Raw genomic sequence first — 13,894 nt, forward strand, 5'->3', positions numbered from 1 at the left:
GGGTTTGTGATGGGAATCAAAAAGAATACGCTGGTGGTAATGCCGGATGCGACGCTTGCCGCGTCTTATCCGGCCTGGGGGAACGTACATGTAGGGCGGATAAGGCGTTTACGCCGCATCCGCCAGCCGTTGCAAATTACTGCTTACGGAAAAAATCGTTATACAACATATACAAATGTGCGGCACTCCAGGAGAAATTGGGTGCCCCTTGCTGCGCGCCAGTCAGAGGGTTGTAATTCTCCTGAATCGGACCGTCGGCGGTTAATCCTTTGGCATGCTGGAAGAACGTATCCGCCAGTTTCAGGGCATCATCGCGATAACCGTAACGCTCCATTCCTTTCAGACCAAACCAGAACTGATCTACCCATACGCGCCCGCGCCAGTAGATATCCGCGCCAAAAGCCGGGTTGGTTAACGCCGCCGTTCCCAGCGGTACAAAGGTGTTGAACTCTTTGGTGTCCAGCATCACCTTCACCACCGCGTCGGCATTGGCCTGCGTTGCCGCACCGTTAAACAGCGGCGACCAGCCTTCAGGCCCTTTACCGCGCTCAACAATCGGTTTGCCCGCACAGCCGTTCGCCAGCGGTTTATCTTCAATGCGCACATCATAGTAGAACTGCGTGGTCGGGTCGAACATACAGGTATTGATGTAGTCCGCGAGCTGCTGCGCCAACTGGCGATAGCGTTTGGCCTCTGCCGGCTTACCGAGGATAGTTGCCATCTCTGCCAAATAATGGTTATCGCTGTACATATAGCTGGCCTGATCCACCGACTCCTGCAATAGCGAGTAGCCCAGCAACGTTCCGTCCTGGCTGCGGTTCTCGGCGAATTTCACCGTCCAGTCGCTACGTTTGCCGCCGTTAGCGACATATTTATCCAGCTGTTCCTTGTCGATAAACCCAAAGACGGCGGCGTCATCACGGCCCGATTCCCACGACGCAGCAACTTGTGCCGGAATTTCCAGACTGTCGTACTGGCCTTTCTCCACCACGCGGGCGTAGTTGTTCAGCCCAGACAGCGTCTCTTCTTTATCGCCTTTTTTCACCGTAAACAGCATCTCGCCGCTCTTGGTGTTATGGGCTTTATCGCGGGTCGCGCCATATTCCGGCACGCCGTTGCCGTTATGATCGCGGTTACGTAACCACCAGTCGTGATAGGCCACCAGTTTCGGGTACATCTCTGCCAGCCAGGTTTTATCCTGGGTGACGTTGTACACTTCCATCACCGACCAGGCGGCAAGGCTGGGCTTGGTATTGCGTTCGTTCCAGTTGCCGCCATCGCCGCCACGCTCGGGGCTAAGGTTCCACGCAATCAGGTCGGGGACAAATCCCACATCCTGTGGACGCACGGTGTCGCCAGGTTGGATCTGCCAGGAGAAGACCGCGCGGATATTCTCTTTGGCGATCTCCGGATTGAAATGCGCCATCGCAAACGCCTGTTTCCAGGTATCCCACGGCCAGGTCTGATTGCCGGAGAACCAGCGCCCGGTCACCGACGGTGTGACGGTATTAAATTTCACCGCCCCGCCCGGTGAGCGCCAGTTACCGTTGAGTGTTTCGATGGCTTTCACCGCGACGCGCGTCTGTTCCGGCGTCGCATCCGGATTGGTTAACCCTTTCTTCAGGTACTCTTCCCAGCGTTGCTGCGAGGCGGTGAGATAAAACGCCGGACGCGCCAGAATATCGCGGATCTGCATTTGCTCTTTGCTAACTTCCTGAGCGGTCAGCAGGTGGGAGTAGGTGGTATAGAGCGTCGTCGACCCGTTGATATGCGCCTTACTGGTAAAGTGATTACCGTTGATTTCAGTCTGCACTGGCAGGGATTTATGCACCTGATATTCTGATTCGCCGGAGGTCAGCAGATCCCAGGTGGCGCGCACTTTGCCAAAGGTGACTTTCAGGCCATCACGGGTGGCGCTGATTTTGCGCTGATAATCAGGGTACTCGCCAGCAATGGTTTTATCGGAAATCGGTTTCCCTTCCTTCGCTTCCAGTTTTTCCAGCAGCTCGCCGTCCCACACCAGATCCAGCGGTTTATTGCTGGTGATTTTAGTTTCCAGTAATGAGGTACGCGGCGTGGCGAAGCGAAGAGTCATTTCGACCTGCACATCTTTTGCTGTCATTTTTTGTACCAGCGCGCCGGGAATACTGTATGCCTCCAGCGTGAAATTGACTTTCTTGCCGTCCTGCAAGACGGTCAGGCGGTCGAAATTGCTGGCCATAAAGTTGATGTATTCTTCTGTCAGCAGCGCAACGCCTGGAAAACCGCCCATGGTGTTCGGGCCGTCTGGCAACAGATGACCATGCCAGGATCCGAGATCGAAAAACGGATTAAAACGCTGGTGATCGTCGTAATCGTAATCCTTCATGTACTGCGGTGCGCCGGTACGGTTAATCACGTTTTTGTAATTGTCGGCATTAGCGGCATGGGCGGAAAAACTCATCAGTAGAGCGCAGGCTACTGGCGTTAAAATAGTTTTGATTTTCATGAGATTATTGTCCTTTTACCAGTAGAAATATTGCATCAGGAAGAGTTGGTCGCTGGGATCGTGAGAGGCATTTTTCATGTTGAAGCGGCTATCAAAAGCCGTTGCGAAACGTCCGCCGCCGTATTCGTACCAGATACCAAACTGCATGAAAGAGGTGGTTTCATCGTCAGCGTGGTCAGGGCGATGTTTGGCGTAGGTGTAAGCGGTGGAGAGATAAACGCCCTTTAACGCTTCATACATAGCACTCACCATCATCCCGCTTTCACTTCCCGGTACGTCCAGCCCGTCGGCGCGTCCGGTATGGTGCCAGGCGCGAGCGACAAAGTTAGGGGTAAGCAGGCCCGTCAGATAGAGTTGTCCTGTGCCGTCGGTGATTTCCAGACCGTTCATCCAGGTGATGCCTTCGGCAAGGTCATACTGGATGTAACCGTTCATCATTGCCGGATAGGTGTATTTGTCGTCGTAGCGATCGTACTTGCCAAAATGTAGCCAGGCTTTGCTTTCGTCATGATGACCGGCAGGTGTGGCGGTGACGCTATAACGAAAGTTGCCGCTTAAGTTCTGTACCTTCAGCGCAGTCATAATGTCGCGGGTATTGGGAATGACGTAGCCCAGATCGGGCGTGAAATCGCCCCACCATTGCAGGTCATCCAGCGAGGAATCCTGACGCAGACTGAGCATGATTTCGGTGCCATCATTGGTACGATAACCGCCATAGAAACGGTTAATCCCACCTTCGAAACCACCCCAGCTATGGTCAGGCACCCAGGCATTACCGTCGTGGTCGGCCTGCACGGTCCAGCCTTCGCCGTAAATCAGGCCGAACCAGGAGCCGTACTTCATCTCCAGGCCACCTTCAATATAGGTGCCGTCGCTGTATTTATGTTTATTCTCACCCTCTAAATCCATATATCCACCAACCCCTAATTCGCCGTAAAAACGAAATGAAGGAGAAGATGTCGAGGTCATTGCGGGTGTTTTTGTGTCGCCATGTTCTGCTGGACGTGCTTCTTCAGCAGCCGCAGAAAAGGCGTAGCAAAACGGCAGAGCAAGTAATGCTCTGCATGGTGCAGTGATTAATTTCATTGTGTTAATCCATGAGCTAAAGAAAAAGTACAGCCTTTTATCGTTGTAATTATAAAAATATAAAGGCAGAAACTATTTTCCCTCTCCCTATCCAGGAAGAGGGAAAATGCCTGCTCATTTTTTATTATTCTGCTTAATCAACATTGCTGGCTGGCGTCGCTTCAATATGGCGCTCTTCAGCCGTTAATCCCTTTATATATTTACTGTATTTCCACCACGCAAAGCCGAGGAAGATAACAATACCGCCGACGTTATAAAAAATGATGGTCAGAATATTCGCGCCAGTCGGGAATGTCGAAGCGACAAACCCTACGGCAAATATCGCAATCAGCATTGAAACAACGATAATACCTGTGCGGCGGGAGCCCATACGGAAATCGCGTGGCAGGTGATCTAATTTGGCGCGTAAATTCAGGTAAGCCAACATGATGAATAACGGTGGAAGCATGGATGCTGCGGCGGTCATATTAATAATGGTATTCATCAGATCTTGCACGGTATTGGAACCGAGCATCGGGATAATCATCAGCGGGATGACAATCAGGAACTGGATCCATGCCGCGCGCGCCGGAACGCCGTTTTCGTTCAGTTCGACGGTTTTCTTACCAAAGATGCCTTCCGGGATTTCGGAGAAGAAAATTTTTACCGGCGTAGCGGTCCACATCAGCAGGGAGCCGAACATCGCGGTAAAGGACACCAGGCCAACAAAGCGATTCATCAACGCTTCCGGCAGACCAAAATACGCCGCCATGCCATGGAATACCTGCACCGATCCGCCGGTAAACTTCAACTCTTTGCTGCTGACGAAGACGTTAATCAGCACCGAGGAGACGGAATACAGTACACCGATAAAAATCCCGGCGAGAATGATCACTTTAACAAACGATTTTGAACCGCCTTTGACGTCGTTAACGTAGACCGCGACAGATTCCGCGCCACCTGCGGCCATAAAGATCCAGGTAGTAACGCCGAGGAACGCCCAGTTAAAGTTAGGGATCATCGCGTCAACGGTGATCGGATCGGCAGGCTGTACGCCGCCAACCAGCGCCGTGCCTGCCAGTAAAATGTAGGAGAGCGTTAACAGCAGCATCAGCGTTGAAGTGACGGAGGTGATTGGCCCCAGCATTTTCGCCCCGTTGGTGGAAACCCAGGTGGAGAAGGCGAACAGCACCATACTGATAATGGTGGTGGCAACCGGCGTCATAATATATTCGTAGCCGAGGAAAGCATACGAGGCGTAAGCAATAACGCGCGGTAATAATGAGGTGAAAAAGAACAGGTTTACGAACCAGTAGGTATAGGCAGTAATAAATGCCCAACGTCCGCCCAGCGAACTTTTTACCCACGCGTAGACACCGGCTTCCGAGTTTTTATTTAACGAAACAAATTCTGCGATGATCAGACAGAAGGGAATAAAATAAAAAATCGTCGCGAGGAAAAACATTGGTGCTGAGGCCAGTCCAAGCTCAATATTATTATTGATAACGTTGTTAAAGCTGTAAACGGCGGCAAAAGTCAGCGAGAGCAAGCCGAATTTGCCGATTGTATTACGTTTGGTATCAGACATAACACATCTCCGAAAATGAGTAGGGTAGCGGTGGCGGCAAACTCCTTATGCCGCCGTAATTGTTATTTGTTATGGAAATAACCATCTTCGATGGTGACTTTGAGAACCACTTTTTTGACCGCGTTATTACAGATAAATCGATACGCTTCATGGATATCACAAATAACGATTTGCCCTTCGTGGACCTCAACGGCTTCTCCGCAGCCTTTTAGATATTCACGGTCAGTTTCATCACGATAATATTCCACTACCTGTAATGTCTCTTTCGGCGCATATTCAATTTTTTGTTGTCCTTGCAGGTAGTAATGTACTTCAAAATAGCGTCGATGCCCGGTAAATAGTGCATCGGTCGCGGAGTCTGTCTCCACGCGGTAAGTCAATGAGTCACCGATGGAGTGGGCGACGCCAGGCTGAATGTTGTCGATATTTTCAATCGCTTCAACGCAGCGTTGCCACTTTTTGCCAGAGGCGTAAATCTGGCGGAACTGTTCTAAGTTATCGATGATCCTCATTGCTTATTCTCGCTGTGCAAATTCGTGGAAAAGAACCCTGCGCCGAACTCATACGACGCCAGGCTTTGCGCGGTAGCTTCCCCGCCAGAAACTGGCAGCAACGTAAAGCCGTAGCTGAAGTCACGGAACCTGACGCGCCAGGTGTCCAGCACTTCGCTGCCCCAGGAGTTAGAGCCGAGGCCAAGCAGTTGGTGGTCAAGATTCAGGGTGATGTCATCACTGCGCTGCAGTTCGTTACAGTGCTGGGCAGCGTGGATGTTTTCCTGGGTGTAGTGCCAGGCGCTGAAGTTAATGGGGCGCTGCGGAACCACCAGCAGACCGTTGCCGTGGCGATTAGTGAGTGCCGTCCAGCGGACATGCTGACGGTTGCCGTTGTTCTGCGGGAAGGGATAGTTCTCGAACATGGCATCGACGGTACTGCGCCAGATATCAATGATGTTAGCCTGCTGGCTGTCGGCGTAGTTTTCGCCCGGTCCACGTCCGTAATATGCTACCTGGTCGTATTCGCCGTTAATCCCCATGGTGAAACCGATGCACGGAATGATGTGCGGATAGTCGCCGTATCGTTCGCCGGAAAGCGCCACATTAACCTGACCATCGGCAGCGATGCGCCAGATGTAGGTACAGCGCATCCCGAAGTCAAACACCGGTGGGGCAATAACCGTGCGGCTGATAATCAACACTTCATCATCACTTTGCTCAACGGCAAAGTCGCGCAGATGTTCCTGCATAATCTGCAAATGGTTCGGTTGCCACAGTCCTTCGTACTCCTGCTTGTGGTTGTCGATCATTGGCTTGAAGAAGTTGATCTTTGGCTCGCGGGTCAGCAGCGACTCGCCATTCACCTGCCAGGATGTCGGTTTGCCACTCATTTTTGAGAAGGTGATCGCGAAGTTGTAGCCGCGAACGGTGCAGCTCAAACGATCGTCTTCCAGCGTCAGCGGACGCGCATTATTTGGTGCGAAAGGCACTGGCTGCGCGGTGTTTTCCTTCAGCGGGAACTGATAAGTGGCGATAGGGTGCCCGGCGTCGCTGTAGCGGGTGCGGGAATCCTTGGTCACTGTAATGTTGAGGAACGCTTCACGGGCGTCCAGTTGCGGCAGCGTAATGTGCAAGGGCGCTTCGCTGTTCGGTGCAACGTCGCGCAGTTTAATCTGCTGCGTCGCGAGTGTTTCACCTTCGGCGCGCACTTCTGCGTGCAGAGTGTAGTCATCAAGCGTGGTAAACCACAGTTTATTTTCTACTTTCAGCTCGCCGCGAGTCAGATCCAGCGCGTGGATTTTTACCGGCGCGATAACCTGTTTGTACTCTTTCAGTCCCGGCCCCGGCGTCTGATCGGAATAGATCAAACCATCAAGACAGAAGTTATAGTTGTTGGGATAGTCGCCGTAGTCACCGCCGAATTTATACCAGACATTGCCGTTGTCATCCTGCGCCTGGATCCCGTGGTCGCACCATTCCCAAACATAATGTCCCTGAATGCAATCGTGCTTATAGAATACGTTTTGGTACTCCGTCAGCCCGCCCGGACCGTTCCCCATCGCATGGGCGTATTCACAGATGATGCGCGGCTTCGGATGCGGATATTCACCAAACTCATTCATCAGCGGCACGCGGGTGTACATGGTGGAAATAATATCGACCACTTCAGCATCGCGATCTTCTTCGTAGTGCACCAGTCGCGTGTTATCCAGCGCTTTCGCTGCGTGGTACATCGCGCGGATGTTACAGCCATAGCCGGATTCGTTGCCCAGCGACCAGATGATGATCGACGGATGGTTTTTCTGTGCATGAATATGGCGAACGATGCGCTCGACGTAGACTTTTTCCCACTGCGGATCGTCGGTAATACGGCTGATATCGCCGACGTTAGCAAAGCCGTGCGATTCGACATCGGTTTCCGCCATCACAAACAGGCCGTAGATATCACACAGTTCGTAAAAACGCGGATCGTTGGGGTAGTGAGCGGTACGCACAGAGTTGATGTTGTGCTGTTTCATCAACTGGAGATCTTTCTCGACGCGATCCATTCCAACGGCGCGGCCTTTGCGATGATCGTTGTCGTGACGGTTGACGCCGTGCAGCATCACATAACGGTTATTGATCCAGAACAGACCGTCGCGCACTTTGATATCACGGAAGCCAACGCGTTGTGGCACCACTTCCAGAACGTTGCCGTCGGCGTCTTTCAGCGTCATGACCAGATGGTAAAGATAAGGGGATTCTGCTGACCATTGCTGCGGCTGTTCGACAGTAAAAGCAAAGCTGGCGCTGGTCAGTTTTTCAATTGCCAAATGATCGATGGCGCTGCTGTGTACCACGCGTTCGCCATCAAACAGGGTATATTCCAGCGTCGTTAGGACAGGGGAGGCGGCGAGATTTTCCAGCACTACTTCACAGGAAAGCGTGGCATCGCAATAGGCTTCGTCAAAGTCAGTGCGCACGGTGAAATCGTTAATATGCGTGAGTTGTTTTCCGACCAGATAAACATCGCGGAAAATCCCTGCCGACCACCACATATCCTGGTCCTCCACGTAGGTGGAGTCCGCCCACTGCATCACGCGCACACACAACAGGTTGTCGCCGGTTTTTACCATTGCGCTGATGTCAAACTCTGCGGTCAGGCGGCTGCCTTTGCTGAAACCAACATACTGACCGTTAACGTAGACTTCAAAATAGGTTTCGACGCCGTCAAATTTAATCAGCGTCTGTTTGCCCTGCCATCCGTCGCTGAGGGTGAAAATGCGTTGATAGGCACCGGTTGGGTTATCGCTGGGGACAAACGGCACATCAATGGGGAACGGAAAACCTTCGTCGGTATATTGCAGTTTGCCGTGGCCTTCCATTTGCCACATGGCGGGGACGGTAATATGCCCCCAGTCAGCCATTAACTCAGAGGTGAAGGCTTCTGGCACTTGCAGCGGATGGTCAAAAAAGTGGAAATTCCACTGACCACTTAAGGGCAGAAACAGGCTGCTGGTTTCGCGGGCAAAGGTACGCGCTTGCGCAACAGAATCATATGAAAAAAAGTACGCACGCGGCGCAAGTCGGTTTTCGTGGGTGAGCTGAATGTTTTCCCAGCGATTCATAGGGCCTCCCGGTAGAGAGAAATCGGAACCATTCATGGTGATGGTAGTTTGTGTAATTGCTGGGGAGTTTAGTAAAATTTTTACTAAAATATAGCGAGTAAATGCATTTACTTTAACTGGATCACGAAAATAAACGGCAGCACTGTCCGGCAAAAACGATTGCCAGACAGTGTGTGAGGGGATTTAACGGGTCGTGCCGCGGAGTTTTAATTTGCTGGGAACGAAGACTAGCAGCGGCAGCGCGCGACCATCGCGAGCTTTTTCATACACCAGATTAACGCCCTGGCTTCCCATCATCTCGGAATGGATGCGCACGGTGGAGAGCGGCGGAAAGGTAAATCGTGCGGTGGGGATGTCGTTAACGCTGATAAGTGAAATATCCTGCGGGATGTTCAGACCACGTTCATGAATTGCCCGCAGTACGCCAATAGCAATAGAATCGGAAGCAACAAAAAGCGCCTTCGGGTAGTCTTCCCGAGCCAGCATCTGTTTCGCCAGTTCGTAGCCCGACGAACTGGAAAAACCGCCGCGCCAGATATCCTCTTCGCGTACCACTTGTTTCAGTCGACCATATTCCACAAAGGCGACCTCACGAATATCTGCCTTACCAGGCTCATCTTCGCCGCCAATAAAACCAATACGATTAACACCCTGATCGATATAGAAGTCGATGATTTCTTTACTGATGCGAGCCAGATCGATATCCACTGCATCGTAACCGCTGCTGGGTTCGTGAAAGTCGATAAAACAGATATTGTCAGTCAGTGCGCAGGCGGCGGCGCGCAAGGCTGGCGTGGGTTTGCCGACAATCAAAATACCGGTGACGTTTTTAATGTCTGGCAAACCGTTGTGTTCATAACAGTTGGTCAGTTCGATCGCCAGTTTTTCGCACTGGGTTTCAATGCCGTGGCGGATCGCCAGATAGTAAGGATCGTTGATTTCCAGCTCTTGTTGGTAGCTGTAGATAGCCAAAATATGGTGCTGGTTGACTGCGCCTGTCTGTAGTTTACGGGCGCTACTGGTCTTGTACTCCAGCTTTTCGGCGATCTCGAGAATGCGATGTTTCGTCTCTTCTTTCACATTCAATGTCGGATCGTCATTCAAGACCCTGGATACTGTCGCCAGGGATACGCCAGCTTCGATTGCGATGTCTTTTAGTGTTGCCATGTTTACCTTTTTTACTTTCCCTGATGTGCGCCCCCATTGTAGAGGAAGTGCTTATCGGGTCACCTGTTTTCAGTAAATAAAGCGCGTTTCTTTGACGCTGTAACGGTAACACAGCGGCTCACGAATGTGATCACGCCTGCATTCTCCATTTTTAGCCTACAGGATTGAGAAAAACTTTTGCTATAGTTTAGTAAAATTTTACTCGAAGGGAGGAAACAATGGAAACCGTGGCTTACGCTGATTTTGCACGTCTGGAAATGCGCGTCGGAAAGATTGTGGAAGTGAAACGCCATGAAAACGCCGACAAGCTGTACATCGTACAGGTTGATGTGGGTGAAAAAACGCTGCAAACAGTGACCAGCCTGGTGCCGTACTACAGCGAAGAAGAGCTGATGGGGAAAACGGTGGTGGTCTTATGCAATCTGCAAAAAGCAAAAATGCGTGGTGAAACATCGGAATGCATGCTGTTGTGTGCGGAAACCGATGATGGCAGTGAAAGCGTGCTGTTAACGCCGGAGCGGATGATGCCTGCGGGCGTACGTATCGTATAAAACAATCGGATGGCGACGTCGTATCGCCATCCGATTTGATATTACGCTTCTTCGACACTGACTCGCATGGCCGCCAGCGCCTTACGCGCCGCTTTGATCACCAGTTCGCACTGTTCAATGGTCAGTGTCAGTGGCGGTTCAATGCGGATCGTTTTGGCGTTATTGAGCGTTCCGGCCACCAGTACGCGCTGGCGGAACATCTCGCTGGCAAAGTTATAGCCGATTTCGTTATCAACAAACTCAATCGCCATCAACATCCCTTTACCACGCGCTTCCTGTACCAGATCGGGATATTCCCGCGCCAGTTGACGGAAACCGTCCAGCAACATATCGCCTTTTTGCTCAGCCTGAGCCGGTAAGTTCTGCTCCAGCAACACATTGATGGTCGCCAGCGCCGCCGCACAGGCCAGCGGGTTGCCGCCAAAGGTGGTGGTATGCAGGAACGGGTTGTCGAACAGAACTGAGAACACCTCTTCAGTGGCGATGGTTGCGCCAATCGGCATCACGCCGCCGCCGAGGGCTTTTGCCAGACACAGAATGTCCGGCTGAACGTTCTCATGCTCGCAGGCGAACATCTTGCCCGTGCGCCCCATGCCCGTTTGTACTTCATCGAGGATCATCAGTGCGCCGAACTCATCGCACAGCTTACGCACGGTGGTGAGATAGCCCGGCGGCGGCAGAATTACGCCACCTTCGCCCTGAATCGGCTCAAGGATCACTGCAGCAACATCATCACCGGTTTTTTTACACTCGCTAAGGGTCGTGCGCATGGCTTCGATATTGCCAAACGGTACGTGACGGAACCCTGGCAGCAGTGGCATAAACGGTTTGCGGAAGGTCGATTTCGCCGTGGCCGACAGCGCGCCAAGCGATTTACCGTGGAACGCGCCGCTGGTGGCAATAAAAGTAAACTTGCCACGCGGTGACTGATAAGCCTTCGCCAGTTTCAGCGCCGCTTCAACGGACTCGGTGCCGCTATTACAGAAGAAGCTGTATTTCAGCTTACCGGGCGTTAGCGCAGCAAGGGTTTTCGCCAGCATCGCTCGTAACGGATCGAGCAGCTCCTGGCTATGTAACGGTTGTTTCGCAAGTTGATTCTGTACGGCGGAAACCACAACTGGATTACGGTGCCCCACGTTGAAAATTCCAAAACCTCCAAGGCAGTCGATAAACTCCTGTCCCTGGGTGTCGACAAGCGTATTTAAACCTCCCGCTTGCCACTCTACGGCTCCGTAATCCCCGCCGGCGGTAACAGATTTGCGATACTCTAAAAACCCCGGATTGACATGCTCTTTGAAGTATTCAATGACCTCTCGGTTAAGTGCTTTCATCTCCTCATGATCCAGCGTTCGCTTCTCAATGAGATTCAGGGCGTGGGCGCTGCACGCTAAAGCCGATGCGCTCGAAGGTAACCTGTTCAAAATATGCTCCGGAGGCTCGCGTATCACATGATACCGATTTAAGTATTGCAGGGATTGCGCCACTCCGGCTGCGATCGCGAAAATCGGGATAAACACAAATGTGGTTATCATTTACGCAATATTTAATGCTATTTGTTAACATTTGCTCTTATTTTGCACGGTCTATATTGGGTATGGATGTGGTGATCGCTGCGCAAATGCACGCTTTTAGGGCAATAAATGCCTGATTTTTGGGCAAGATAATTAACGTTTTCGTATAGTAACAGAGTGAAAGTATTTTAAATCAAGGAATTAGATTTGTGCTTTAATCGCAAATTGCGATCTAAATCAAATTAATCGGTTAAAGATAACCGCAGCGGGGCCGACATAAACTCTGACAAGAAGTTAACAACCATATAACCTGCACAGGACGCGAACATGTCTTCTCATCCGTATGTCACCCAGCAAAATACCCCGCTGGCGGACGATACCACTCTGATGTCCACTACCGATCTGCAAAGCTATATCACTCATGCTAATGACACTTTTGTGCAGGTGAGCGGCTATACCTTGCAGGAGTTACAGGGGCAGCCGCACAATATGGTGCGTCATCCCGATATGCCAAAAGCGGCGTTTGCGGATATGTGGTTCACCCTGAAAAAAGGGGAGCCCTGGAGCGGCATCGTGAAAAATCGCCGCAAAAATGGCGACCATTATTGGGTGCGGGCCAATGCGGTACCGATGGTGCGCGAGGGAAAAATCAGTGGCTATATGTCGATTCGTACCCGGGCGACGGATGAAGAGATTGCGGCGGTGGAGCCACTGTACAAAGCGTTGAACGCCGGACGTACCAGTAAGCGTATTCATAAAGGCCTGGTGGTGCGTAAAGGCTGGCTGGGAAAACTGCCTTCACTGCCGCTTCGCTGGCGGGCGCGTGGAGTGATGACGCTGATGTTTATCTTGCTGGCGGTCATGCTTTGGTTTGTTGCTGCCCCGGTGGTGACGTATATCCTCTGTGCGTTAGTGGTATTGTTGGCAAGCGCCTGTTTTGAATGGCAGATTGTGCGTCCGATAGAAAATGTCGCCCGTCAGGCACTGAAGGTGGCGACCGGAGAGCGTAATAGTGTTGAGCATCTGAATCGCAGCGATGAGCTGGGGCTGACATTACGCGCGGTAGGGCAGCTTGGCCTGATGTGCCGTTGGCTAATTAACGATGTCTCAAGCCAGGTTTCCAGCGTCAGAAACGGCAGTGAGACGCTAGCGAAAGGCACCGATGAACTGAACGAACATACCCAGCAGACGGTTGATAATGTTCAGCAAACGGTGGCGACCATGAACCAGATGGCGGCGTCGGTGAAACAGAACTCTGCCACGGCGTCGGCTGCCGATAAACTTTCGATCACCGCCAGTAATGCGGCCGTGCAGGGCGGGGAGGCGATGTCCACGGTGATCAAAACGATGGACGATATTGCTGACAGTACCCAGCGCATTGGCACCATTACTTCGCTGATTAACGATATTGCGTTTCAGACCAATATTCTCGCCCTGAATGCGGCGGTGGAAGCGGCGCGTGCCGGAGAACAAGGCAAAGGTTTTGCAGTGGTGGCAGGGGAAGTGCGTCATTTAGCCAGCCGCAGTGCTAATGCCGCCAACGATATTCGCAAGCTGATTGATGCCAGTGCTGATAAGGTGCAATCCGGTTCGCAGCAGGTACACGCCGCCGGACGGACGATGGAAGATATTGTGGCGCAGGTAAAAAACGTCACCCAGTTGATAGCTCAGATTAGCCATTCAACGTTGGAACAGTCCGATGGGCTTTCCAGCCTGACCCGTGCAGTGGATGAGCTTAACCTGATCACCCAGAAAAACGCCGAGTTAGTGGAAGAGAGTGCGCAGGTGTCGGCGATGGTGAAACACCGCGCCAGCCGACTGGAAGACGCGGTGACGGTGCTGCATTAATCGGTATGCCGGATATAGCCGTTTGTACACAATGCCTGATGCGATGCTGGCGCATCTTATCAGGCCTACGGGGTG

9 protein-coding genes are annotated in these 13,894 nt (G+C 52.0%); 2 read left to right on the forward strand and 7 right to left on the reverse strand.

Features of this window, described 5'->3' with window-relative positions:
• Positions 1-136: 136 nt before the first annotated feature.
• From ygjK to ebgR, 6 genes are all read right to left on the reverse strand, one after another.
• Positions 137-2,488 (reverse strand): alpha-glucosidase, encoded by a 2,352-nt coding sequence (gene ygjK, locus FQ015_RS09515; RefSeq protein ID WP_160523986.1) that lies wholly within the window; start codon positions 2,486-2,488, stop codon positions 137-139.
• A 15-nt stretch (positions 2,489-2,503) separates the two neighbouring features.
• Positions 2,504-3,574 (reverse strand): protein YgjJ, encoded by a 1,071-nt coding sequence (gene ygjJ / locus FQ015_RS09520; RefSeq protein WP_160523987.1) that lies wholly within the window; start codon positions 3,572-3,574, stop codon positions 2,504-2,506.
• 133 nt (positions 3,575-3,707) lie between these two features.
• A complete protein-coding gene (locus FQ015_RS09525) occupies positions 3,708-5,141 on the reverse strand; it encodes an amino acid permease (protein WP_001285446.1) in 1,434 nt (477 codons plus the stop codon).
• Positions 5,142-5,203: 62 nt separating this feature from the next.
• The gene (locus FQ015_RS09530; protein ID WP_001219950.1) at positions 5,204-5,653 is read right to left on the reverse strand and encodes a beta-galactosidase subunit beta; all 450 of its coding nucleotides are present in this window, start codon (positions 5,651-5,653) and stop codon (positions 5,204-5,206) included.
• A complete protein-coding gene (gene ebgA, locus FQ015_RS09535; RefSeq protein WP_160523988.1) occupies positions 5,650-8,742 on the reverse strand; it encodes a beta-galactosidase subunit alpha in 3,093 nt (1,030 codons plus the stop codon). Before ebgA ends, FQ015_RS09530 begins: the two co-directional genes overlap by 4 nt.
• A 183-nt stretch (positions 8,743-8,925) precedes the next feature.
• Complete coding sequence (ebgR, locus tag FQ015_RS09540) at positions 8,926-9,909, reverse strand: transcriptional regulator EbgR (RefSeq protein WP_160523989.1); 984 nt, start codon at positions 9,907-9,909, stop codon at positions 8,926-8,928.
• A gap of 218 nt (positions 9,910-10,127) precedes the next feature.
• Here ebgR and FQ015_RS09545 point away from each other — a divergent pair, with 218 nt between their 5' ends.
• The gene (locus FQ015_RS09545; RefSeq protein WP_000450588.1) at positions 10,128-10,460 is read left to right on the forward strand and encodes a tRNA-binding protein; all 333 of its coding nucleotides are present in this window, start codon (positions 10,128-10,130) and stop codon (positions 10,458-10,460) included.
• Between the two features lie 41 nt (positions 10,461-10,501).
• On the opposite strand, the gene ygjG is transcribed toward FQ015_RS09545, so the two are convergent.
• A complete protein-coding gene (gene ygjG / locus FQ015_RS09550; RefSeq protein WP_039021416.1) occupies positions 10,502-11,881 on the reverse strand; it encodes a putrescine aminotransferase in 1,380 nt (459 codons plus the stop codon).
• 417 nt (positions 11,882-12,298) lie between these two features.
• On the opposite strand from ygjG, the gene aer reads away from it, so the two are divergent.
• Complete coding sequence (gene aer / locus FQ015_RS09555) at positions 12,299-13,819, forward strand: aerotaxis sensor receptor Aer (protein WP_160523990.1); 1,521 nt, start codon at positions 12,299-12,301, stop codon at positions 13,817-13,819.
• The last annotated feature ends 75 nt before the right edge of the window (positions 13,820-13,894 follow it).

The organism is Escherichia sp. HH26CH (genome assembly GCF_009820205.1).
GTDB lineage: Bacteria > Pseudomonadota > Gammaproteobacteria > Enterobacterales > Enterobacteriaceae > Escherichia > Escherichia coli_F.